The sequence below is a fragment of the Streptomyces sp. NPDC093089 genome, from assembly GCF_044754405.1.
GTDB lineage: Bacteria > Actinomycetota > Actinomycetes > Streptomycetales > Streptomycetaceae > Streptomyces.
Window position 1 is genome coordinate 1 of sequence record NZ_JBIVPA010000011.1, and the last position, 22,450, is coordinate 22,450.

At 72.5% G+C, this 22,450-nt stretch carries 17 protein-coding genes, 1 tRNA gene and 4 pseudogenes; 13 read left to right on the forward strand and 9 right to left on the reverse strand.

Translation table 11 applies throughout. From position 1 onward, the window contains the following. The 7 genes and pseudogenes from ACIQFX_RS25160 to ACIQFX_RS25190 form a co-directional block, all read left to right on the forward strand. Positions 1-174, forward strand: a pseudogene (locus tag ACIQFX_RS25160) (sugar phosphate isomerase/epimerase); the annotation flags it as partial. Positions 175-218: 44 nt separating this feature from the next. Continuing rightward, entirely contained in the window at positions 219-3,758 is a 3,540-nt protein-coding gene (locus ACIQFX_RS25165; RefSeq protein ID WP_402467444.1) for a ThuA domain-containing protein, read from the forward strand. A gap of 110 nt (positions 3,759-3,868) precedes the next feature. Further along, positions 3,869-4,636: a sugar phosphate isomerase/epimerase family protein gene (locus ACIQFX_RS25170; protein ID WP_402467447.1), complete on the forward strand. Its 768-nt coding sequence runs from the start codon at positions 3,869-3,871 to the stop codon at positions 4,634-4,636. Then, positions 4,629-5,813 carry an inositol-3-phosphate synthase gene (locus ACIQFX_RS25175; protein ID WP_402467450.1) on the forward strand — a complete coding sequence of 395 codons (1,185 nt, stop codon included), beginning with the start codon at positions 4,629-4,631 and terminating at the stop codon, positions 5,811-5,813. The genes ACIQFX_RS25170 and ACIQFX_RS25175 overlap by 8 nt, the downstream gene beginning before the upstream one ends. Beyond that, positions 5,810-5,953, forward strand: a complete 144-nt coding sequence (locus ACIQFX_RS25180; protein WP_402467453.1) for a hypothetical protein — start codon at positions 5,810-5,812, stop codon at positions 5,951-5,953. The genes ACIQFX_RS25175 and ACIQFX_RS25180 overlap by 4 nt, the downstream gene beginning before the upstream one ends. A gap of 16 nt (positions 5,954-5,969) precedes the next feature. Beyond that, a pseudogene (locus ACIQFX_RS25185) lies at positions 5,970-6,515 on the forward strand (sugar phosphate isomerase/epimerase family protein); the annotation flags it as partial. A 390-nt stretch (positions 6,516-6,905) separates the two neighbouring features. Further along, positions 6,906-7,458: pseudogene (locus ACIQFX_RS25190) on the forward strand (tyrosine-type recombinase/integrase); the annotation flags it as partial. A 120-nt stretch (positions 7,459-7,578) separates the two neighbouring features. Here the strand turns inward: ACIQFX_RS25190 and ACIQFX_RS25195 are convergent. Continuing rightward, positions 7,579-7,652 (reverse strand) — tRNA-Pro (locus tag ACIQFX_RS25195). A gap of 612 nt (positions 7,653-8,264) precedes the next feature. On the opposite strand from ACIQFX_RS25195, the gene ACIQFX_RS25200 reads away from it, so the two are divergent. Next, positions 8,265-9,473, forward strand: a complete 1,209-nt coding sequence (locus tag ACIQFX_RS25200; RefSeq protein ID WP_402467455.1) for an acyl-CoA dehydrogenase family protein — start codon at positions 8,265-8,267, stop codon at positions 9,471-9,473. A 126-nt stretch (positions 9,474-9,599) separates the two neighbouring features. On the opposite strand, the gene ACIQFX_RS25205 is transcribed toward ACIQFX_RS25200, so the two are convergent. The 6 genes from ACIQFX_RS25205 to ACIQFX_RS25230 all read right to left on the reverse strand — a co-directional run bounded on the left by ACIQFX_RS25205 (position 9,600) and on the right by ACIQFX_RS25230 (position 15,048). Next, positions 9,600-10,172: a GAF domain-containing protein gene (locus ACIQFX_RS25205; protein ID WP_402467458.1), complete on the reverse strand. Its 573-nt coding sequence runs from the start codon at positions 10,170-10,172 to the stop codon at positions 9,600-9,602. Further along, positions 10,169-10,792: an ATP/GTP-binding protein gene (locus ACIQFX_RS25210; RefSeq protein WP_376489528.1), complete on the reverse strand. Its 624-nt coding sequence runs from the start codon at positions 10,790-10,792 to the stop codon at positions 10,169-10,171. Before ACIQFX_RS25210 ends, ACIQFX_RS25205 begins: the two co-directional genes overlap by 4 nt. After that, positions 10,770-11,147, reverse strand: a complete 378-nt coding sequence (locus ACIQFX_RS25215; RefSeq protein WP_376489529.1) for a DUF742 domain-containing protein — start codon at positions 11,145-11,147, stop codon at positions 10,770-10,772. Before ACIQFX_RS25215 ends, ACIQFX_RS25210 begins: the two co-directional genes overlap by 23 nt. Further along, positions 11,144-11,578, reverse strand: coding sequence for a roadblock/LC7 domain-containing protein (locus ACIQFX_RS25220; RefSeq protein WP_017236638.1), 435 nt, complete (start codon positions 11,576-11,578; stop codon positions 11,144-11,146). Before ACIQFX_RS25220 ends, ACIQFX_RS25215 begins: the two co-directional genes overlap by 4 nt. A 7-nt stretch (positions 11,579-11,585) precedes the next feature. Next, positions 11,586-13,589 (reverse strand): ATP-binding protein, encoded by a 2,004-nt coding sequence (locus tag ACIQFX_RS25225; protein ID WP_402467463.1) that lies wholly within the window; start codon positions 13,587-13,589, stop codon positions 11,586-11,588. Positions 13,590-14,088: 499 nt separating this feature from the next. Beyond that, on the reverse strand, positions 14,089-15,048 hold the full coding sequence (locus tag ACIQFX_RS25230) for an oxidoreductase (RefSeq protein ID WP_402467466.1): 960 nt from the start codon (positions 15,046-15,048) through the stop codon (positions 14,089-14,091). Between the two features lie 124 nt (positions 15,049-15,172). On the opposite strand from ACIQFX_RS25230, the gene ACIQFX_RS25235 reads away from it, so the two are divergent. Then, the gene (locus ACIQFX_RS25235) at positions 15,173-15,787 is read left to right on the forward strand and encodes a TetR/AcrR family transcriptional regulator (protein WP_402467469.1); all 615 of its coding nucleotides are present in this window, start codon (positions 15,173-15,175) and stop codon (positions 15,785-15,787) included. Between the two features lie 118 nt (positions 15,788-15,905). Here ACIQFX_RS25235 and ACIQFX_RS25240 read toward each other — a convergent pair whose 3' ends face one another. Further along, positions 15,906-17,108 carry an MBL fold metallo-hydrolase gene (locus ACIQFX_RS25240; RefSeq protein WP_402467472.1) on the reverse strand — a complete coding sequence of 401 codons (1,203 nt, stop codon included), beginning with the start codon at positions 17,106-17,108 and terminating at the stop codon, positions 15,906-15,908. A 131-nt stretch (positions 17,109-17,239) separates the two neighbouring features. Between ACIQFX_RS25240 and ACIQFX_RS25245 the strand changes: the two genes are divergently transcribed. Together ACIQFX_RS25245 and ACIQFX_RS25250 are read left to right on the forward strand one after the other, a co-directional pair. Further along, positions 17,240-18,415: a Glu/Leu/Phe/Val dehydrogenase dimerization domain-containing protein gene (locus tag ACIQFX_RS25245; protein ID WP_402467475.1), complete on the forward strand. Its 1,176-nt coding sequence runs from the start codon at positions 17,240-17,242 to the stop codon at positions 18,413-18,415. Between the two features lie 64 nt (positions 18,416-18,479). Continuing rightward, a pseudogene (locus ACIQFX_RS25250) lies at positions 18,480-19,067 on the forward strand (TetR/AcrR family transcriptional regulator); the annotation flags it as partial. Between the two features lie 270 nt (positions 19,068-19,337). Here ACIQFX_RS25250 and ACIQFX_RS25255 read toward each other — a convergent pair. Continuing rightward, positions 19,338-20,108, reverse strand: coding sequence for an SIMPL domain-containing protein (locus ACIQFX_RS25255; protein WP_402467478.1), 771 nt, complete (start codon positions 20,106-20,108; stop codon positions 19,338-19,340). 228 nt (positions 20,109-20,336) lie between these two features. Between ACIQFX_RS25255 and ACIQFX_RS25260 the strand changes: the two genes are divergently transcribed. Together ACIQFX_RS25260 and ACIQFX_RS25265 are read left to right on the forward strand one after the other, a co-directional pair. Next, positions 20,337-21,296 (forward strand): STM4015 family protein, encoded by a 960-nt coding sequence (locus ACIQFX_RS25260; RefSeq protein ID WP_402467482.1) that lies wholly within the window; start codon positions 20,337-20,339, stop codon positions 21,294-21,296. Then, entirely contained in the window at positions 21,293-22,447 is a 1,155-nt protein-coding gene (locus ACIQFX_RS25265; RefSeq protein WP_402467485.1) for an STM4014 family protein, read from the forward strand. The genes ACIQFX_RS25260 and ACIQFX_RS25265 overlap by 4 nt, the downstream gene beginning before the upstream one ends. The last annotated feature ends 3 nt before the right edge of the window (positions 22,448-22,450 follow it).

Consider the following 22,450-nt stretch of genomic DNA (forward strand, 5'->3'; position numbering starts at 1 on the left):
TGGTCGGCCTTCGCCACGGCGGTCAAGGACGTCGACTACACCGGCCCGCTGGTCATCGAGTCCTTCACGCCGGACAACACCACCATCGCGACGGCGGCGTCCATCTGGCGCCCGCTCGCGGCGAGCCAGGACGAACTCGCCACGAACGGACTCGCGTTCCTCCGCACCATGTGAACACCTCCCCACCCCCTTCTGCTCATCCCCCAAGGAGCACCCTTATGTCACGACCATGGGTGAAGCGTGCCCTCGCCGCGCTCACCGTATCCCTGCTCGGTCTCACCGCCTTGCAGACCGCACCCGCCCTCGCGCATGAAGGGCACACGAACGACGACGAGTTCAAGGTCCTCCTCTTCACCAAGACGGCGGCCGGCGCCTACCGGCACGCCTCGATGGACGCGGCCATCCAGGCCTTCACCCAGCTCGGCACCGACAACGGCATCCAGGTGGACCAGAGCGAGGACGCGAACGTCTTCAACACCACCACCCTGAACACGTACGACGCCGTGGTCATGCTCCAGACCTCAGGCATGGTCTGGGACACCGACGCCCAGCGTGCCGCCGCCCAGGAGTTCGTGCGCGGCGGCCACGGCATCGTGGCGGTCCACAACGCCACGGACATGAACATCGAGTCGCAGTTCCCCTGGTGGGACGAGGTCGTCATGGCCGGCGCGCACATGACGTCGCACTCCAGCATCCTGCAGGGCACGGCCAAGGTCGCGGACAAGGTGCACCCGTCCACCGTCGGCCTTCCGGACCGCTGGGTGCGGACCGAGGAGTGGTACAACTTCGACAAGAACGCCCGCGGTGACGTGCACGTCCTCGTCACGGCGGACGAGACCACCTACAACGCCGGCCCCGCCGCGATGGGGGCCGACCACCCGATCTCCTGGTGCCGCAACGCCGAGGGCGGCAAGGTCTGGGCCACCGCCATGGGCCACCAGACGTCCTCCTACTCCGAGCCGCTGTTCCGGCAGCACCTCCTGGGCGGCCTCAAGTGGGCCGCGGGCGCCGCGGAAGGCGACTGCGGCGGAACGGTCGCCGACCGCTACCAGAAGGTGACGCTGGACGGCGCGCCCGACCAGCCCATGCAGCTCGACGTGGCCGCCGACGGCAAGGTCTACTACATCTCCCGCTCCGGCGCGGTGAACGTCATCCACACCCACGACGACGCGCCCGAGACGCACCTCGCCGGCCAGCTCGACGTCTACGACGGCGGCGAGGACGGCGGCATCGGCCTGGCCCTCGACCCGGACTTCGCCACCAACCGGTGGATCTACATCAACCACTCGCCCGCCGGCAGCGCCGAGATCAACCGTGTCTCCCGGTTCACCGTCAACGCCGACGACACGCTCGACATGGCCAGCGAGGAGACCGTGATCGAGGTCCCGGCCTACCGGGGCTCGAACGAGCCCGGTCACACCGGCGGCAACCTCGGCTTCGGGCCCGGAGGCAACCTGTACATCGGGGTGGGCGACGACACCAACCCCTTCGCCTCCAGCGGCTACACGCCCATCGACGAGCGACCGGGCCGCCAGAAGTTCGACGCCCAGCGTTCGTCCGCCAACACCAACGACCTGCGCGGCAAGATCCTGCGCGTCCATCCCGAGGACGCCGGCGGCTACTCCATCCCCGCCGGCAACATGTTCGCGCCCGGCACCGCCCTGACCCTGCCCGAGATCTACGCGATGGGCTTCCGCAACAGCTTCCGCTTCGCCGTCGACCCGGAGACCGGTTGGATCTCCGCCGCCGACTACGGGCCCGACGCGAATGCGGAGAACGCGAACCGCGGCCCCGAGGGAACCGTGGAGTGGAACCTGATCAAGGAGCCGGGCTTCTACGGCTGGCCCTACTGCGTCGGCAACCAGACCCCGTTCAACGACTACAACTTCGCCACCCAGACGTCCGGACCGAAGTTCGACTGCGCGGCGCCGGTCAACGACTCGCCGAACAACACCGGCCTGACCAACCTGCCCGCAGCCAAGCCTGCGCAGGTCTGGTACGACTACCACGCCTCCGCCGAGTTCCCCGAGATCAACGTCGCTGGCGGCGCGGCCCCGATGGGCGGCCCGTTCTACCACTACGACGCGGCCAGCACCTCCGAGCGCAAGTTCCCCGAGTACTACGACAAGACGCCCTTCTTCTACGAGTGGAGCCGCAACTTCATCAAGGAGTTCCGCCTCGACGCGGCGGGCGACCTCCTGAAGATCAACCCCTTCGTCGCCCAGCTCGGCCTGCGCGCGCCGATCGACATGAAGTTCGGCCCGGACGGCGCGATGTACCTCGCCGAATGGGGCAACGGCTACGGTCACTCCAACACCGACGACGGCATCTACCGGATCGACTACGTCGCCGGCAACCGCGCCCCGCTGGCCCAGGCGAGCGCCACCCCCGACTCCGGACAGGCCCCGCTGGAGGTCACCTTCTCCTCCGCCGGCTCCGCCGACCCGGACCAGAGCGACGTGCTCACCTACACGTGGGACTTCGGTGACGGATCCACGGGCACCGGACCGAACCCCACGCACACCTACACCACCAACGGCACCCACACGGCCCGGCTGACCGTCACCGACGGCGGCGGCAAGTCGGGCACCGCGAACGTCCCGATCACGGTCGGCAACACCCGCCCCCAGGTCTCCTTCGGCAGCCCGGCGAACGGAACGATCATCGACTACGGCGACACCCTCACCTACCAGGTCAACGTGACCGACCCCGAGGACGGCGCCGTCGACTGCTCCAGGGTCGTCGTGACCGCCGCGCTCGGCCACGACAGCCACAGCCACGACACCGGCCAGTACACCGGCTGCACCGGGACCATCACCACCAGCGCCTCGGGCCACGACGCCACCGCCAACACGTACCTCGTGCTGTCGGCCGACTACACCGACGACGACGGTCTGACGGGCACCACGAGCGTGACGCTCCAGCCCCGCCACAAGCAGGCCGAGTACTTCACCGGCCAGTCCGGCATCCGGGTCATCGAACAGAGCGGCGCCGAGAACGGCAAGCGCATCGGCGACATATCCAACAACGACTGGATCTCCTTCCAGCCCCTGAACCTGTCCGCGGCCGGGTCCGTCAGCTTCCGGGTCTCCGCCCCCTCCACCAGCGGTGGCTCCATCGAACTCCGGGCCGGCTCGCCGACCGGCACCCTGATCGCCACCAGCCCCGTCCCGTCCACCGGCGGCTGGAACAACTACGTCGACCTGGCCCCCGTCACGATCACCGACCCCGGCGGGACCCAGACCGTGTACGCGGTCTTCAAGGTGCCGTCGAGCAGTTCCTTCGACGTCGACGCCTTCACCTTGCACGCCCACGCGGCCGGAACGCCGCAGAGCGGCGGCACCTACACCGTGACGAGCGCACACAGCGGCAAGCGGGTGGACGTGCGCAACGTGTCCCAGGCCGACGGAACACCCGTCATCCAGTACACGGCGAACGGCGGCGCCAACCAGAAGTGGCGCCTCGACGCCGCGGGTGGCGGCGCCTTCACCCTGACCGCCCAGCACAGCGGCAAGTGCCTGGACCTGCAGTCCCAGAACGCCGATCCCGTCCAGCAGTGGACGTGTGCCGGCGGTGCGTCGGACCAGAAATGGACCGTCGAACCGCTCGGTACCGGCACCTACCGGGTCGTCTCGGTCCTCAGCGGAAAGTGCCTGGCCGTTCCGCAGGCCTCCACCGCCAACAACGTCCAGCTGATCCAGGCGAGCTGCAGCGCCACCGCGGCCGACCAGCGATGGACGTTCGCCCAGGTCACCTGAGTCCCTCCCAGCCCCCGGTGCCCGCCCCCCTCCCTGAAATCAGGCGGGCACCGGGCCCTCACCCCCACGCCGCTCCCACGCGAGCTCTCGACGTCAGAGGTGAACACCCCATGACACGTCCGATCACCCTCTTCACCGGGCAGTGGGCCGACCTGCCGTTCGAAGAGGTCTGCCGACTGGCTTCCGGATGGGGCTACGACGGCTTGGAGACCGCCTGTTGGGGCGACCACTTCGAAGTCGACCGCGCACTCGACGACCCCGACTACGTGCGCCGTAAGCGGGAGGTACTCGACCGGCACGGACTGTCGGTATGGGCGATCTCCAACCACCTCGTCGGCCAGGCCGTCCGCGACCACCCGATCGACGAGCGGCACCGCGCCATCCTCCCGGCACGCCTGTGGACCGACGACCCGGAGACGGTACGCCGCAACGCGGCGCGCGAGATGGCCGACACCGCCAGAGCCGCAGCGCTGCTCGGCGTCGGCACCGTCGCCGGCTTCACCGGCTCCTCGATCTGGCACACCGTCGCGATGTTCCCGCCCGCCACTCCCGGCATGATCGACGCCGGCTACCGCGACTTCGCCGACCGCTGGAACCCCGTCCTCGACGTCTTCGAGGAACAGGGCGTCCGCTTCGCGCTCGAGGTCCACCCGAGTGAGATCGCCTACGACCACTGGACCGCACGGCGGACCCTCGACGCCATCGGCTACGACGGCCCGGTCTCCGTCGAGTGGGAGGACGCCGGGATGGACCGCCTGGCCGGTGCCGCCGAAGCGGTCGGGTTCATCCGCCGCCTCGCCGAGACGAGGCCCCCCGCCGCGTCCTTCGGCGCCGCGTTCGCCACCTCCGTCCCGAAGGAAGGCACCGACCATGAGTGACACTCCCGCCTGCGAAGCCGGACGGACCGGCGTCTGGTTCGTCGGCGCCCGGGGCTCCGTGGCGACCACCGCCGTCGTCGGCGCCTCGGCCGTCGCGGCCGGACTCGTCCCGCCCGTCGGAATGGTGTCCGAGCTGGACGACTTCGCGGCCGCCGGGCTGGCCCCGGTCGACCGGCTGGTCTTCGGGGGCCACGACGTGACCGGTATCCCGCTGCCCAAGCGGGCCGAGCAGCTCGCCGTCGGTGGTGTGTTCCGGCGGTCCCTCCTCGCCGTGGTCGAACCGGCGCTCCGGGCGGCCGACCGGGAGATCCGGCCGGGAGACCGTACGGCCCCGGACCGGCCCCAGCAGGAGGCGGCAGCGGCCCTCACCGAGGACATCGTCGCGTTTCGCGATCGGCACGGCCTCGGCCAGGTCGTGGTCGTCGATGTCTCCTCCACCGAACCTCCGGTCGCCCCTCACCCTGCTCACGAGAGCCTCCCCGCCCTGGAGGAGGCCCTGGCGCACTCCTCCGGCATCCTCCCCGCCAGCTCTCTGTACGCCTACGCGGCCCTGCGGGCCGATTGCGGGTTCGTGGAGTTCACCCCGTCCCCCGGCATACGCATCCCCGCGCTGCGCGAACTCGCCGAGCTGCGAGGACTGCCGTACGCGGGCAGCGACGGGAAGACCGGCGAGACCCTGGTCCGTGCGGCCCTGGGGCCGATGTTCGCCCACCGCGCGCTGCGGGTGCGGTCCTGGTCCGGCACGAACCTGCTCGGCGGAGGGGACGGCGCGACCCTGGCCGACCCCGAGGCGGCCCGCAGCAAGAACACCTCCAAGCGCAGCGGCCTGACCGCCATGCTCGGTGAACAGGTGGAGGGCTTCACCCACATCGACTACGTGCCGAGCATGGGCGAGCTGAAGACGGCCTGGGACCACATCGCGTTCGAAGGGTTCCTCGGAAGCGCCATGACCCTCCAGTTCACCTGGCAGGGCCTCGACTCGGCGCTCGCCGCGCCCCTCGTCCTCGACCTGGCCCGCTTCCTGGCCCGGGCCCGGGAACACGGAGCCGTCGGGCCGCAGGAACAGCTCTCCTTCTTCTTCAAGGACCCCCTCCACGCGGACGGCTCGCCGGCCGAGCACCGTCTGGTCGCCCAGTTCGAGGCACTGCGGTCCTGGTACGCCGGAGACGGAAGGTGACCGGGGCTGTGGGCGCCCGGGCCGTGCTGGAGCCCGTACGGGCGCCGGCCGCGCTCGCCGTCCTGGGAGACACGCTCGCGGGCGCCGCCGCGAGCGGCCGGCCGGCGCGTTGGCCGCCACCGCAGCGGTGGGCCTGGTAGCCGCCGCGCTGGATCCGCCGGCCTGGGCTACACCGGAGTCGCCTTCACCCTGGACCACGGCCACCTGGACCCGTACACCGCGGGGGTGAGCCGCCGGCTCGCCAGGATCCGTCGCAGGCTCACCGCCCTGGGCCTGGGTGTCGTGGTGGAGACCGGCGGCCGCTACCTGCTCGGCCCCTGGCGCAAGCACTTCCCCACCCTCCTCGACGGCGAGCCGGAGGGACGCGCGCGCAGGCTCGACCTCCTGCGCGGGGCCCTCGGGAACCCGGACGCCTTCGACCTGACCCTGGGCATCGGGCACTGCCAGTGCCTGGGGCCCCTCCCACCGGCCGCGTGCGTACGGCGGGCTGCGCCCTGGCTGGTCAACGTACAGATCGAGGACATGCGCCGGGGCGTCCACGAGCACCTGGAGTTCGGGCAGGGGGATCGACTTCCCACCGGTCCTGGCGGCTCTGACCGACATCGGATACCGGGGCTGGTCTCCGTCGAGCTGCCGCGCCACGGGCACAGCGGTCCGCTGACCGCAGCCCGCTCTCTCAAGGCCCTGCGCGCCGCCTCGGCGCACCCCTGGACGGCCGAGGCCGTCCAGCAGGTCCGCGCCGACCCCCGTATTGCCGAGCGGAAATGCCGCAGGACGCCGGGATTATTCCCGAGGGAGCCCCCGCCACCAAGGGATCGGACTATTCCGACCGGCGATATCGGCACCACATCGCTACCTGTAGCGATCCCGACTGCCCCGATCATGAACGTACGCGACCTCGCGACCACGGCCCGACCCACCTCCGCCTGCGCGGAGAGCACCCCGCGAAGCGCGCCGAGTTGGCATTCGGACTCTCCCCACCTCCGCCTGGGCGGAGATGGGTCGGACGTCCTGTTCCGGTGACGGGGTGCAGCTCTCTCACCGCGCGATGACGTGGCCTCACCCGCAGAAGATGCCGTCCCGAACAGGCTGGGCTGGGGCGACGTGGTCACCTTCGCCGCCTCCACAGCAGCGCGCATCGGTGAGGTTTCAGGTGTCCGCGTCCGGGACGTCGACACCGACAACTGGATCTGGACCCTCCGCCGGCAGACCACCCCCGCCCGCGGCGGGCTTGTCGACAAGACCACCAAGGGCAAGCGCGCCCGCAAGGTCCCGCTCATCGAAGAAGTCCGGCCGATGGTCGCCCAGCGCCTGCTCGCGGCCGGTGACAGCCCGGACGCCCGCGTCTTCTTCGGTCCTCGCGGCGGACGCATCTCCACGGCCGTCCTGCGTGACGCCACGCACTGGGACGACGTCGTGCCCCAGCTCGGCTTCGAGCACCTTCGACGACACGACCTGCGCCACACCGGACTGACGTGGTTCGCGGACGCCGGGGTCCCCCTTCACGTCCTGCGCAAGATCGCCGGGCACGGCTCACCGACCACCACCCAGCACTACCTGCACCCGACGCGGCCAGATCACCGCAGCCGGTGCAGCCCTCTCCGCGCACCTCATGGCGCTCCGTGCACCTCGTTCGCTGCCTGTCACGGCAGTTGTCGCCGTCTGCCCCCGCCGACTGCCCTGGTCCCCAACTGCTCCCCAAAAACGATCGAGGGGCCGTTTCAGATCACTCTGAAACGGCCCCTCGATCGACGACTCTTTCGAGTCGGGACGACAGGATTTGAACCTGCGACCCCTTGACCCCCAGTCAAGTGCGCTACCAAGCTGCGCCACGTCCCGGTGCCCGTCTGACCTGGGGTTTCCCCTGGCCGAACGCGCATGAGAACAATACCGCACTTTCTCGGGTGGTCACGAACGCCTTTCGCGGCGGTCGGGGAAGGGGGTGCGCGCGGAAGGGGGTGCGGGTGAAGGGGGTGCACATGGAAGGGGTTGCTCACTCTGTGTGACGCGCTGGTGCGCTGGGAGGTGCGCCCGCGCGCCCCCCAATGGGTAGCGGGGAGGGGGATCGGGCGGGCCCGGGGAGCTCGTCACCTGGGCGGGAGGGGGGAGGGGAGAGATCCGGAATGCCGCCTCTCTGGTGATGAAGGGGCAGATGTGGTGAAGCGGGGGAGGTCGGGGCCATATGCCCGAGAGTTCGTTGCCGTTGGCATGTGGCAGAAAGATGCTCACGGGGAAGGGACCCGGGATCGGACCGAGCAGGCCAAGAGCACGCGAAACACAGTCGGAAACAAACGTCAACCATTCCGTTTTCGGCCAAAAATCGTGGCGATATTGCTCCACCCCGGAAAGATCAACACCATGAAGTGGTCGGCCTGTTCGGGACGGGGCCACTGCCGATGCACCACCTGCTCGGTCGACTCGCCGATCAGGAGCTTCGCGGGAGGGACTCGGATGGACAGCTACTTCAGCAGCCGCCTGCATCATCAGCTCAGGGAAAAGGTCCGCGACTTCGCAGAGAGTGAGGTTCGGCCACGGATAGCCGAGATGGAGGCCTCGCGGACGGTCCACCACGAACTGTCCCGACGCATCGCCGAGCAGGGCTGGTTGGGCGCGACAATCAGCCAGGAGTACGGCGGCATGGGGGCCGGCCACCTGGCCAAGACGATCATCATCGAGGAGCTCTCCCGGGTCAGCGGCGCGATGGGCGCCATGGTCCAGGCCTCGCAGCTCGGCACGGCGAAGATCGTCCACTTCGGCAGTGACGAGCAGCGCAAGACCTGGCTCCCGACGATCGCCGCCGGTGAGTGCCTGCCGACCATCGCGGTCACCGAGCCCGAGTCGGGCGGTCACGTCCTCGGCATGAGCGCCAGCGCGGTGCGGGACGGCGACGACTACATCCTGAACGGCAGGAAGGTCTTCGTCGGCAACAGCCACGTGGGCGATCTGCACGGCGTCGTGGTCAGGACGGGTCCGGGATCGAAGGGACTCACCGCTTTCCTGGTCGAATCCGATCGCCCCGGGTTCAGAACCGGTCCGCAGCAGGCGGCAATGGGACTCCACGGCTTCAGCTTCGGCGAGCTGATCTTCGAGAACTGCCGGGTGCCGGCCGCCAACCGGCTCGGCGACGAGGGCGACGGCCTGTCCGTCGCGTACTCCTCCAGCGTGCTGTACGGACGGGCCAACCTCACCGCCGTCTCGCTCGGCATCCACCAGGCGATCCTGGAGGAGACCACCCGCTTCGCGTCCGAGCGGATCCGCTACGGCAAGCCGCTCCACGACCTCCCGACCGTGAAGCTGAAGCTGGGCCAGATGCAGTCCCGGCTGATGACCGCCCGGCTGGCCGCGTACCACGCCGTGCACCTGCTCGACCAGGGCCGCTCCTGCGACGCCGAGCTGATGAACGCCAAGCTCGTCAACGTCGAGTCGGCGATCGACTCCGGCCGCAACGCCATGGAGATCCACGCCGCGGCCGGACTCTTCACGGACCGGGCCATCGAGCGGTACCTCCGGGACGCGCACCACATCTTCGCCCCGGCCGGCACCTCCGACATCCAGCTCCTGCGTCTGGCCGAGGTCGCCCTCGGCCAGGACAAGGGCAGCTGGTCCGAGCGCCTTTCCGAGCTGGTCAGGACACCCGACCTGGAGCCGGTGCACGCCTGATCCCCCTCCGGGACGCCGGGCACACGGACCCTCCGGAAGGTACGCGGACCTTCCGGGACACCGACGCACCGGAGCCCCGGTACGGTCTCGGCCGTACCGGGGCTCCGGTGTGTCACGCGGGGACGGTCAGAACATGTCGTCCTCGCGCCGGTTGATCTGCTCCATCAGCTCGGCCGCCATGGCCTTGATCGTCTCGAGACCGGCGCGCCCCCACGGCCGGACGTCGGTGTCGACCACGCAGATGGTGCCCAGCGCGACGCCGGTACGGTCGATCAGCGGCGCGCCCATGTACGAGCGGATGCCGATCTCGTCCACGACCGGGTTGCCCGCGAAGCGCGGGTAGTCGCAGACGTCCTCCAGGACGAGCGCCTTGCGCCGGACCACGACGTGCGGGCAGTAGCCGTGGTCGCGGGCCATGTAGCGGCCGACACCGCCGCCGCCCGCGGCCGCCGCGCCGAGGTCGGTGCCCGAGTGGGTGCCCTCGGGCGTGTGCAGCCCGGCGAAGAACTGCCGGTTCTCGTCGATGAAGTTGACCATCGAGAACGGGGCGCCGGTCACGTCCGCGAGCCGGTGGGCGAACTCGTCGAACGCCGGGTCCGGCCGCTCCCCGAGCCCCAGCTCGCGCAGCCGCTGGACACGGGCCGGCGCCTCCTTGTCGATGGGGGTCAGCAGGAGGTGACCGGTCGGGTCGTAGGTCATGGTGTGGCTCCGTAGCTCGGCACGGTGTCCGGGATGGTGGTGAGCAGGTGCTGCACCAGGGTCAGCAGGGTGCGGATGCCGGAGGAGGAGATCCGGGCGTCGGTGAGGACGACCGGCACGTCCGGCTTGAGGTCGAGCGCCGCCCGGACCTCGTCGGGTTCGTAGCGGTAGGCGCCGTCGAACTCGTTGACCGCCACGACGAACCGGATGCCCCGGCGCTCGAAGAAGTCCACGGCGGAGAAGCACTCCTGGAGCCGTCGGGTGTCGGCGAGGACGACCGCGCCGAGCGCCCCTTCGGAGAGCTCGTCCCACATGAACCAGAAGCGCTCCTGACCCGGTGTGCCGAACAGGTAGAGCACGTGCCGGTCGTCGAGCGTGATGCGGCCGAAGTCCATGGCGACGGTGGTCGTGGTCTTGGACTCCACGCCCTCCAGGCTGTCGGTGGCCGCGCTGACCGAGGTCAGCAGCTCCTCGGTGCTCAGCGGTTCGATCTCGCTGACCGCGCCCACGAGGGTCGTCTTGCCCACGCCGAATCCCCCCGCCACCAGGATCTTGAGTGCGGTGGGGAAGGGATCGGCCGAGGAACCGTCGTGGCGCTCAGAGCCGTTGTCGTAGGCCATCGAGCACTGCCTCCAGCAAGGAACGGTCGGTTGGGGTGGCGTGGAAGCGGGGCGCCCGGGCGGTGAGCGCCCCGCAGTCCACGAGATCGGAGAGCAGGACCTTGGTGACCACGGCCGGGAGCCGTAAGTGCGCCGCGATCTCGGCCACCGAGGTGGGCCCGTCGCACAGCCCGAGGGCCAGGCTGTGCTCGGGACCCATGTGCGTCTGGGGTGACGAACCGGTCGCCATCACCATCGACAGCAGGTCGAGTGCGGTGGTCGGCTTGGTCCGCCCGCCGCTGACGGTGTACGGGCGGATCAGCCGGCCGGCCGCGTCGTCGAGCCAGGGCCCTTCCTGTGCGGACGTCACGTTCACTGTCCGAGGCCACCCACCAGGCCGGCGGCCTGCCGGGCGGGAGTGACCAGGTACGGCCGGACGCTCTTGACGAGCATCGCCATCTCGTAGCCGAGGACGGCGGCGTCCGCCTCGCGCCCGGCGAGGACGGCCAGGCACGTGCCGGAGCCCGCGGTGGAGACGAACAGGAGGGTGGAGTCGAGTTCCACGACCACCTGACGGACCTCGCCGCCGTCGCCGAACCGGGCGCCCGCGCTCCGGCCGAGCGAGTACAGCCCGGAAGCGAGGGCGGCCATGTGGTCGGCGGCGTCGGGGTCGAGGCCGTGCACGGACTTCACGAGGCCGTCGGAGGAGAGCAGAACGGCGTTGCGGGTGTACGGGACCCGCTGGACCAGTCCGCTCAGCAGCCAGTCGAGGTCCGAGGAATGGCCGGTCGGCGCATTGCTCGCCATGGTGCATCTACTCCTTGTGCGCGTCGTCTGGACGCAGCGCTTCTTGGGGGGCGGGCTGGGACTCGGCGAGGCCGATTCCGCGCTGGAACGCGGCCATCAGACCGGGGTCGTGCAGGGCGTGCTCCTCGGACCTCCGAGCCACGGGTTCGTCGCGCAGCTGCGGGACGAGGTGCTCCTGGGCGCGCCGCTTGGGGAGCAGCGGACGGCTGGGGGCCTCGGCCGGGGGGGCCGGGGGGAGCGGCGAGATCAGGGAGGCGGGCGGGGCCGTGTGGTCGGCGCCGCTCTGCTGACCCGGTATCCCGGGGGCGCGGTCGAAGTCCGCGTACCCGTTGGTCGGCGCGCTCGTGCGGGGGTACGCGAGCGAGCCGGACCCGGGGGTCTCCTCGTGGCGGACGGCGGTCCGCTCCGGGGAGGGCGGGGACGGCGGTACGTGGGCGGCGGGGGCCGTCCCGTTCGTCGTCCCGTTCATGGCCAGGGGCGCGGGCGCCTGGGCCATGTGTGCGGGTGCCTGCGCCGTGGGCACGGGCGGCAGGTGGTGGGCCGGCGCCTGGTTCGGGGCCGGGGCGGTCGCCGTCACCGGGGCGGCCAGGGGGGCCGTCAGGGGGTTCGGTGCCGGGGCCGCCACAGGGTGCGGCATCGACGGTGCGGCGGGCGCCGGCTGGGACGGCGCCGGGGACTGGGTCTGCATCTGCACCTGGCCGGGCGGGACGGCCGAGGAGCCGGCGGTCGCGGCGGCCTGGCGCTCGTGCTGCGCCAGCCCCTCGGGGTCGGCGCCGAGGAGGCCCTGCGGGAGGACCAGGACGGCCTGGACGCCGCCGTAGATGTTGGACTGGAGGCGGACGGCGATGCCGTGCCGCCGGGCCAGCGCCGAGACGACGAAGAGGCCGATGCGCCCGTCCTGGAGCAGATGCGCGACGTTGACCTGGTCGGGGTCGGCGAGCAGGGCGTTCATCTTGTTCTGCTCGGTGACGGGCATGCCGAGTCCGCGGTCCTCGACCTCGATCGCGAGGCCCGCCGTGACGTACTGGGCGCGCAGCAGCACCGTGGTGTGCGGCGCGGAGAACAGCGTCGCGTTCTCGACGAGTTCGGCGAGGAGGTGGATGACGTCGGCCACGGCATGGCCCCGGAGCGTACCGTCGATCGGGGGGACGAGCTTCACCCGCGGGTACTGCTCGACCTCGGCGATGGAGGAGCGCAGCACCTCGGTCATGGTGACCGGGTTCGACCACTGGCGGCGCGAGATGGCGCCACCGAGCACGGCGAGGTTCTCGGCGTGCCGGCGGATGCGGGTGGCCAGGTGGTCGACGTGGAACAGGCCCTTGAGCAGTTCCGGGTCCTCGACCTCGTTCTCCAGCTCGTCGAGGAGCTGGATCTCGCGGTGGACCAGGGACTGGAGGCGACGGGCGAGGTTGACGAAGACCTCGACCTTCTGTTCGTTCCCGACGCTGCTGGAGAGTCGGGACGCCTGCACGACGGCTGCCACGGCGGCCTCGTGAGAGCGGGTCAGTTCCTGTGAGAGCAGGTCGAACTCGTCGCCGGTGACGGGGCCGGTCGGCAGCGCGGGGCGGGGAGGGATGCCTTCGCCCTTGCGCAACTGTTCGACGACCGTGTGCAGTTCGCTCTGGCCGCGGGCGCTGGTGCGGCGCAGGGCGTTGCAGCGGTCGAGGACCGCCTTGGCGGCCCGGTCGGCGCCGAGCGCGGCGGCCGTCACGGAGGCGACCGTGAGGGCGGCGGCACCGGTGAGTGCGGCCCAGAGGCCGGGCGTGGGGCTGGCGCCGGTGGAGCGGATGGTGAAGAGGACGGCCGCCGCGCCGCCGAGTGCCACCGCGACGGCGGGAAGCACGGAGGTGCGCAGGAGTTGGGGGCGTATGCGGGCTTCCGTCGGGAGTGGCGTGGGGGGCTGTGCCGGCGGGGTGCTGCTGGTGCCGGGGGCGGAGCGGGCGCCTGACCGGCCGTGCCGCCCGCCCTCGCGTCGGTCGGACCGCGAGGCGGGTGCGCGAAGTTGAGACATGAGTGTCCTTGGTACGTGCCCAGGAATCGGCGTACTGCGGGAGTGTTCCACGAGGTCTACGGGGGTGGTCTGAGGGGGGATGCGATGAGCCTACCGATGATCATCAACCACACACTGTAGTCGTCAACCGTTCATGTGCGGTGCGCAGTTGGCAAACTTACCCGTAGAGCGGCCCGGTCTGGTATCGCCCCCCTCGCGACCGGCCGATAAGCATTGGCCGAAACCTGACGCCGCCGCGCCGGCCCGCCCCGCTGAGCAGGAGCGGAAGGGGGCGGAGGCGTTCCCACGCCCCCGCCCTCCACGAAATCCGCTCCTGACCGGAATCCCCCGGAGGGGGCGCGAACCGTCCGGTCGGCATGCTCCCGCCCGAATCGGAACCCCCTCGGGCACTCCCTCACCCCTCGCCCGCGCCGAGCTCCCCGGCGACCGACCGGCATCCGGCCCCCGCTCACCACCTCGGTGCCCACCGCCGACCCGTGACCGACGGTGAGACCGGAACCTACCCGGCCACCTGCGGGTACCGCACGCCGGTGAGTCGTTCCGAGAGCTCCCACAGCCGCCGGGCCGTGACGGAGTCCCGGACGGCGCGCTCCCGATCACGGAGGACGGGGTCGCCACGAAGCTGGAACGGCCCGTCGGGCACGACGTAACTCCCCCCTGGCAGTCCGGGGGCGGTCGAGGCGTACAGGGAGGTCCTGGCCCCCTCCGGCGTCGGACGGAAGGCGACGCGCAGGAGCAGGCGGACGAGGGTCGCGTACGCGCGGCCCCTGGCTCCGTCGGCGCCGCCGGTGAGCACGTTGGAGCGGGTGAGCCCGGGAGCCACGGCCATGCTGCGCAGCCTCAGCCCGGAGGCGTCCGCCCTCCGCTGCAGTTCGACCGCGAAGTAGAGGTTCGCCCGCTTGGACTGCACGTAGGCGAACGCCGATCGGTAGCGGCGCTCGGCATTGAGGTTGGCCATGTCGAACCGCGCGAACCGCTGGCCCTCGCTGCTGACCGTGACCACACGGGGGTCGCCGGAGGCCAGCAGGTGCGGCACGAGGAGGCCGGTGAGCGCGAACGGGCCGAGATAGTTGATGCCGAACTGGGACTCGAATCCGTCGGCGGTCCGGGAGAACGGCACCATCGCCACACCGGCGTTGTTGACCAGCAGATCGAGCCGGTCGTGGTCCCAGCCCTCGGCGAAACGGCGGACGGACGCCAGGTCGGCGAGGTCGAGCACGCGCAGTTCGGCGCGGGCGCCGGGGACTTCGGCACGCAGTCGCTCCACCGCGTCCCGCCCGCGCTCACGACTGCGGCAGGCCAGGACGACATGGGCGCCGCGGCGGGCGAGCTCCCGGGCGGTGACGTACCCGATGCCGCTGTTGGCGCCGGTGACGACGACCAGTCGCCCCGACTGGTCGGGGAGGGAGTCCGGCACGCGCAGCGATGCTCGGGCGGTCGCCCGGGAGTCACGGGTCACGGAGGTCTCGATTCGTGGGTCGGGAATGCCCGCGACCCGACAGCACGCGGGCAGTATTGCGACTCGAAGTTGCGATACCTTGAGCCTGTCACACGCTCAAGCATCAACGCAACTGGGAGTTGCAATGGAGTCCGCCGAGCCGTCCCCGAAGCGCCCGCCCGCCGTCGGGCGGGGCGAGAAGATGCGGGCCGCCGTGCTGGCGGCGACCCTCGCCGAGCTCACGCAGACCGGGTACGCGGCGCTGACCGTCGACGGCGTCGCCCGACGGGCCGGCGTCCACAAGACGACGATCTACCGGAACTGGAGCGACTCCGACCGCCTCGTCGCCGACGCGCTGGCCGGTCACTTCGCCACGGACATCCCGATCCCCGACACCGGAGCGGTGGAGGGCGACCTGCGCGAGCTGGCGCGCGCCCTCGTCGCCACCATGACCACGCCGGCGGGCCGGGCCCTGCTCACCACCGTGCTCTCGGACGCCGTACGCGTCCCCCGGCTCGCCGAGATCAAGAACGCGCTCTTCGACGACCGGTTCCGGCGGGCCGAACCCGTGGTCACCCGCGCCGTCGAGCGGGGCGAACTCCCCGCCGGCACCGACCCCGCCGAACTCCTCAGGACCCTCGCCGCGCCGATCTACTTCCGACTCGTCTTCACCGGCGATCCGGTCGACGACACGACCGCGGACCGGGCCGTGCGCGTCACCCTGGCCGCCGCACACGCCCACGCGCTGCCGGCGGCCTGACCCGCGACGCCGGAGGGACGGGGCAGGCCGGCGGGGCGTCCCCGCCGGCCTCAGGTCGGCGAGAGGCCGTGACGTGTGCGCGGACCGGGACGCGCGGGACCTTCATCGCCGGCAGGCGTCACCGCTCGCCCGCCAGGTCGAGATCGTCGCTGCGCGCCTCCTCGGCCGCGACCTCGACGCTCCGGGGGCGGCGCCAAGGACGGTCGCTCGGGTGGGAGACGCCCCGCCACCACGACTCCCCGGGCAGCTTCCCCGCGGGCTCGAAGGGTTCGCCGGGCAGGGGGAACGCCACGGCCTGGCCCGCCTCCTCGGCCGCGTCCCCGGTCCACTCCCCCGGCTCCGCCCACGGGTGCGGGGCCAGGTTGAAGGTGCCCCAGTGGATCGGCAGCATCACGCCGCGGGGCGCACCGCCCTGGAGGTCGAGGTGGGCCCGCATGCCCTCGGCGGGGGTCATGTGGATGTCGGTCCAGAACTCGGAGTAGGCGCCGATCTGGATCATGGTGGCGTCGAAGGGGCCGTGGGCGGCGCCGATGTCCGCGAAGCCGGAGAAGTAGCCGGTGTCGCCGCTGTGGAAGATCCGGTGGGCGGGGCCGGCGACGACCCAGGAGGCCCAGAGGGTCATCTGCCGGTTGCGGAGGCCGCGGCCGCAGAAGTGGCGGGCCGGGGTGGCCGTGAGCGTCAGCTCGCCGATCTCGGTGGACTCGTTCCAGTCGAGCTCGCGCAGGCGGGAGGCGGGCACGCCCCAGCGCTCCATGTGGGCGCCGACGCCGAGGGGCACCGCGAAGACGGTGTCGGTGGTGGCGAGCGCCTTGATCGTGGGCAGGTCGAGGTGGTCGTAGTGGTCGTGCGAGATCACGACGACGTCGACCGGCCCGAGCGCGGCGAGCGGCAGCGGCACCGGGTGGAGCCGCTTCGGGCCGACGAAGGGGAAGGGGGAGCAGCGGTCGCCCCAGACCGGGTCGAAGAGGACCCGGTGGCCGTCGATCTCCGCGAGGACGCCGGAGTGCCCCATCCAGGTGAGGCGCAGCCCGGTGGCCGGGGCCTTCGCCAGGTCGGCCAGGGTGGTCGGGTGGACGGGGATCGTGCCGGTGGGGGCGCGGCGCGATCGTCCTTCCTTGTCGAAGTAGATCTTGGCGAACTCGACGCCGGAGCCCGAGGGGCCGCGTCGGGCCGGTTCGGGGTTCTGGAAGATCCCGTCCGCGAAGTTCGGCGAGCGGTGGATACGGGCGAGGCGCTCTCCCGCGGGATCCGCGCCGAAGGACTCGGGGCGCAGCGCGCGCAGCCGGGCCCGCGGCGAACGGTCGGAGCCGGTACCGGTCACAGGACCTCCTGATCTCTGGGGGTCGTTCCATTATGGGCGGCCCGCGCCGCGAACGGTCGGGACCGTCGGCCATACTGAATCGCTGTTCAGTACGGCCGACCGGCCGCACGTCCCTCCCGAGGAGCCCCGCGATGAGTACCGCCCCCCTGCTTTCCGTCGACTGGACCGACCACGTCACCGGGCGCCGGGGCCACCTGGTGGTCGACCGGCTGGTGCGCGGCGTGGCCAGCGGCGGGCTGCGGATGCGGGAGGGGTGCACGGCGGAGGAGGTCGCCGGGCTCGCCCGCGGGATGACCATGAAGGAGGCCCTGCACTACGACCCGACGGCCCGGTACGTACCGCTGGGCGGCGCCAAGGGCGGCATCGACTGCGACCCCCGCTCCCCGGAGGCGTACGGCGTCCTGGTGCGCTACCTGCGCGCGATGCGGCCGTACGTCGAGCGGTTCTGGACCACCGGGGAGGACCTGGGGCTCACCCAGGACCTGGTGGACCGCGCCGTGGCCGAGGCCGGTCTGGTCTCCTCGGTGCAGGCCGTGTACCCCCTCCTGGACGACGAGGAGGCGGCCAGGAAGCGGCTCTCCGACGCGTTCGCGATCGAGGTGGACGGCATCGGCCTCGACGAGCTGGTGGGCGGCCTCGGGGTCGCCGAGTCCGTGCTCGTCGCCCTCGACCGGGCCGGCCGGGAGCACGCCGGGACCCGGGTGTCCGTGCAGGGGCTCGGCACCATGGGCGGGGCGACCGCCCGGTTCCTGGCGCGGGCCGGGCTGCAGGTGGTCGCCGTGGCCGACGTCCGGGGCACGATCGTGAACCCCGACGGCCTGGACGTGGAGGCGCTCCTCGCCGCCCGCGACGCCCACGGCGCCGTCGACCGCGCCGCGCTGCGCCCTGGGGACCGGGAGGAGCCCGGGGACGCCTGGCTCGCGGTCGACGCGGAGGTCCTCGTGCCCGCGGCCGTCTCGTACGCGATCGACGCCGGGAACCAGGGACGGATCACGGCCCGCTGGATCGCCGAGGCGGCCAACATGCCGGTCCTGCCGGAGGCAGAGGAGGCCCTCACCGCGCGCGGGGTGACCGTGCTGCCGGACGTGGTCGTGAACTCGTGCACCAACGCCTGGTGGTGGTGGACGCTCTTCGGCGACATCGAGGCCGACGCCGACCAGGCCTTCGACCGGGTGCGCGGCGCGATGCGGACGCTCGTCGGCGCGGTCCTCGACCGGGCGGCGCACGGCACCACCCCGCGCGCCGCGGCGCACGCGCTGGTGGCGGAGCGACTGCCGGTGATCGCCGAACGCTACGGCTGGTACTGAGCCGGGCCCGCCCCACGGCCGTTGATGATCATGCCCTTGTCATGTGCTGTGTAGGCTGCACGGCGTGGCGAGAGTGCGGTTGAGCGTGGCGGAGCGGCGGGACGAGCTGCTGCGGGCCGCCGTCGAGCAGATCGAGGCGCGCGGCGTCGCGGCCGTCCGGATCTCCGACGTCGCCTCCGCCCTCGGCGTCAGCAACGCCCTGGTGCTCTACCACTTCTCCACCAAGGAACAGCTGGTCACGGCCGCCTTCGCCCACGCGGCCGAGGCCGACCTCGCCCATCTGCGCCGCCTGCTCGGACGCCGCTCCACCGCGGTGCGGCGCCTCCGGGCCGCCGTCCGCTGGTACGCCCCGACCGGCCAGGCCAAGGGCTGGCGCCTCTGGATCGAGGGCTGGGCCGCCTCGCTCCGCGACCCCGGACTCCGCCGGGTCGCCACCTCCCTCGACCAGGAGTGGAAGGCCGCCCTGACCCGCGTGATCGCGGAAGGCGCCGCCGCCGGCGAGTTCCACTGCCCCGACCCCGCGGCCACCGCCTGGCGCCTCACCGCCTTCCTCGACGGCCTCGCCGTACAGACCACCGCCTACGCCGGCTCCCTCTCCCGCACCGCCATGCTCCGCTGGGCCGACGCCGCCCTCGCCCGCGAGCTCGGCCTGCACACCGACGACGCACCGGACGAAGCCCCCGCCGAAGCACAGGACACGGGCCCCACCGAAGCGCTCACCGGGAACCCCGCCGAGGACCTGCCCCAGGCCCTCGCCGAAGCCCCCGGGCCGGCCGAACCGCCCGCACGGCGCCCCGCCGCGGAGTAGCCGCGGCCGCCCGGCCGCTCGCGACACACGCGACGGGGCTCGGGCGGCGGCGACGCCGACCCGCCCCCACGACGCACACGGCGGGCCCGGCCGGCGACAACCCGCCCCTCCCCGTCAGAGCAGCTCGTAGACCGCCGACACCGTGACCTGCTCCTCGATCTCGCCCGGGGCCGTCGGGACGCTCGGCTCGTCGGCGGAGATGCCGGGCGCCGCGCCGAGGCCGGGCCGCACGGACTCGCCCTCGCTGAGCGAGACCAGCCGGCCGAGCCGGTGGCCGCTGAGCCGGGCGTGCTGCTCCGCCTTGTCGTACGCGTCCCGGTACGCGGCCTCGCGCGCCTTCGCCCGCAGCGCCGTCGGGTCGGCGACGTCGAAGACGACGCCGTTGATGCGGCCCGAGGCCCCCGTGGTCTCGTTGACGGCGCCGATGACCTGCCCCGTCCTGTCGATGTCGCGGACCTTCACGGAGAACGCCTGCCCCGCCTGGTACCCGGTCACCTTGTTCTCGCCCTCGGCGTTCTGGGTGTACACGGGGGACAGGGAGAGGCTGTCGGTACGGATGTCCCGGTCGGCGATCCCCTGCTTGCGCAGCACCCCGAGGAGCGCCTCGGCCGCGGTGCTCTGCGCCGCCATCGCCTCCTTGGCCGTCTTCTCGGCGGCCTCGACGCCGACGGAGAGGATCGCCAGGTCCGGCGCCGCGGACGCGCGGCCCTGCCCGCTGACGGTCACCGTCGCGGGCGCGGGCTCCGCGGCGGCGACACGGAGGGCCGTCCGCGCGGGCGCGGCCGCCAGCGCGGGACCCGCCGTGCCGACGAGGAGCCCGCCCAGCACGGCGGTGGCGGCGAGCAGACGGGCGGTACGGGCGGCGCTGGGCCGGCGGATCGTCACGGGCGGTCCCTTCGAGACGTGAGTGGCCGGTGCTCCGGCGGGCACATCCCAGCACCCGGCGGCCCCGCCTCCCACGCGCCACTCCTGGCCGGCCGCTCCCTTCACCTCTCCGTACCAGCCGCGCCCCGTTCCCCACCCGGACCGACCCGGGCCGGTGCGCTGTCGGTGGCGCTTGGTAGAACTCTTCCGTCAGCCGACCCCACTCGTCCGTTGTCTGGAGCACCCGCCATGACCGTTGGCCACTACCTTCAGGAATTCCACGGCCTGCCCGTGTTCGACTTCCCGGACGCGGACGCGCGGGTGGAGCTCCCCGAGGCGGACCGGGTCGCCTGGCGGATCTCCGCCCCGACGTACTCCGATCCCGGGGACGAGCTGTGGGCGGCGCGGTTCGAGCGGTTCCTGAAGACGGTCGACGCGGGGCGGGTACGGGCGCTGGTCGTCGGCGGCTGGGACGAGGCGTACGAGAACTCGTCGGCCGACATCGTCACGGCGCTGATCGGCGCGAACAACCGGCTGACGGGCCTGGCCGCGGTGTTCCTCGGGGACATGACCGGCGAGGACTGCGAGATCTCCTGGATCATCCAGTCCGACGTGACGCCGCTGCTCGCCGCCTATCCGGCGCTGCGCGAGCTCGGGGTGCGCGGGGGCTCGGGGCTGGCCTTCCCGCCGGTCCGGCACACCGGCCTGGAGACCCTGGTGGTGGAGACCGGGGGCCTGGGCGCCGAGGTGGTGCGCGGTGTCGTGGGCAGTGACCTGCCCGCCCTGCGGGACCTGGAGCTCTGGCTCGGCACGGACGAGTACGGCGGCGACAGCACGCCGGAGGATCTGGCGCCGCTGCTCGCCGGGACGGCCTTCCCCGCGCTGCGCCGGCTCGCCCTGCGCAACAGCGTGATCCAGGACGCCGTCGCCGCCGCCGTGGCGGACGCGCCCGTCGTCGCGCGCGTCGAGCGCCTCGACCTCTCCATGGGCGTCCTCACCGACGAGGGCGCGGCGGCGCTCCTGGGCGGCCGGTCGCTGACCCACCTCGCCCACCTCGACCTGTCCCACCACTACCTGTCCGAGGCCGTGCGGGAGCGGGTTCTCGCCGCGCTCGTCCCGCACGGCGTGACCGTCGACCTCGGCGACGCCCAGGAGCCGGAGGACGACGGCGACGGCGAGGTCTACCGGTACGTCGCGGTCGCCGAATGACCGTCCGCCCGCGTCCCGCCGCCGGACCGCGGATCGTGGTCGTCGGCGATCCGGCGGGTCGCCGCGTCGCGTTCTTCCAGGACGCGCTGCGGGCCGCCGGGCTGCCCGGGGCGCGGGTGGTGTCCTGGCCCGAGGTGCTGCGCGGCCGGGCCCGGTTCACCGCCGGCGAGACCGTACGGATCGATTCGCCCGGCGAGGACCCGGAGGCCGACCGGCTGCTGCGCGACGTCGACGATCCGGCCCGGGTCGAGGGCAGCGGCCTCTGGTACGAGCGGTTCACCGCCGCCGCGGCCGGACTCGCCGCCGCCGTGGCGGAGGCGGGGGCGGCGCTGGTCGACGATCCCGGCGAGCTGCCCGTCCTCTTCGACAAGCGGCTGAGCCACGGCCGGCTGCGGGCCGCCGGGGTGCCGGTGCCCGACGCGCCGACGTCCGGTCCCGCCGCCCCCGTCGTGCGCGGCTGGGCGGACGTCCGGTCGCTGACCGCGCGGCCGGGTCTGCGCCGGGTGTTCGTGAAGCTCGCGCACGGCTCCTCCGCCTCGGGCGTGCTCGCCGTGGAGACGAACGGGGCGGGCCGGGTCCAGGCCACCACCTCGGTGGAGCGCGGTCCGGGCGGACGGCTCTTCAACTCCCTGCGGGTACGCCGCTACACGAGCGAGCGCGAGGTCGCCGCGATCGTGGACGCCCTGGCCCCCGACGGTCTGCACGTCGAGCGGTGGCTGCCGAAGGCCACCCAGGGCGGCCGGGCCGCCGACCTGCGGGTCGTGGTGGTCGGCGGGCGGGCCACCCATGCCGTGCTCCGGACCAGCCGCTCCCCCATGACGAACCTGCACCTGGGCGGGGCCCGCGGCGACCTGGCCGCGGCCCGGGCGGCGATCACGGCCGCCGGCGGGCGGTGGGAGGACGCGCTCGACGTGTGCGAGCGGGCCGCCGCCGCGTTCCCCGGCACCCGCTGCGTGGGGGTCGACCTGCTGCCGGCCAGCGGGTGGCGCCGCTTCGCCGTGGGTGAGGTCAACGCCTTCGGCGACCTGCTGCCCGGCCTCACGGGCCTGCCCGGCCGCGGCGCCGAGGGCCTCGACACGTACGCCGCGCAGGTCGCGGCGGAGTTCCCGCATCCCTACGAAGACGGCACCACAGGAACGAGCACCCCGTGAACC

Excerpts from the sequence above, each read along its gene's own strand:
- ACIQFX_RS25165 (WP_402467444.1), top strand. The coding sequence starts at position 219 with ATGTCACGACCATGGGTGAAGCGTGCCCTCGCCGCGCTCACCGTATCC.
- ACIQFX_RS25170 (WP_402467447.1), top strand. The coding sequence starts at position 3,869 with ATGACACGTCCGATCACCCTCTTCACCGGGCAGTGGGCCGACCTGCCG.
- ACIQFX_RS25175 (WP_402467450.1), top strand. The coding sequence starts at position 4,629 with ATGAGTGACACTCCCGCCTGCGAAGCCGGACGGACCGGCGTCTGGTTC.
- ACIQFX_RS25200 (WP_402467455.1), top strand. The coding sequence starts at position 8,265 with ATGGACAGCTACTTCAGCAGCCGCCTGCATCATCAGCTCAGGGAAAAG.
- ACIQFX_RS25205 (WP_402467458.1), bottom strand. The coding sequence starts at position 10,172 with ATGACCTACGACCCGACCGGTCACCTCCTGCTGACCCCCATCGACAAG.
- ACIQFX_RS25210 (WP_376489528.1), bottom strand. The coding sequence starts at position 10,792 with ATGGCCTACGACAACGGCTCTGAGCGCCACGACGGTTCCTCGGCCGAT.
- ACIQFX_RS25220 (WP_017236638.1), bottom strand. The coding sequence starts at position 11,578 with ATGGCGAGCAATGCGCCGACCGGCCATTCCTCGGACCTCGACTGGCTG.
- ACIQFX_RS25225 (WP_402467463.1), bottom strand. The coding sequence starts at position 13,589 with ATGTCTCAACTTCGCGCACCCGCCTCGCGGTCCGACCGACGCGAGGGC.
- ACIQFX_RS25235 (WP_402467469.1), top strand. The coding sequence starts at position 15,173 with ATGGAGTCCGCCGAGCCGTCCCCGAAGCGCCCGCCCGCCGTCGGGCGG.
- ACIQFX_RS25245 (WP_402467475.1), top strand. The coding sequence starts at position 17,240 with ATGAGTACCGCCCCCCTGCTTTCCGTCGACTGGACCGACCACGTCACC.
- ACIQFX_RS25260 (WP_402467482.1), top strand. The coding sequence starts at position 20,337 with ATGACCGTTGGCCACTACCTTCAGGAATTCCACGGCCTGCCCGTGTTC.
- ACIQFX_RS25265 (WP_402467485.1), top strand. The coding sequence starts at position 21,293 with ATGACCGTCCGCCCGCGTCCCGCCGCCGGACCGCGGATCGTGGTCGTC.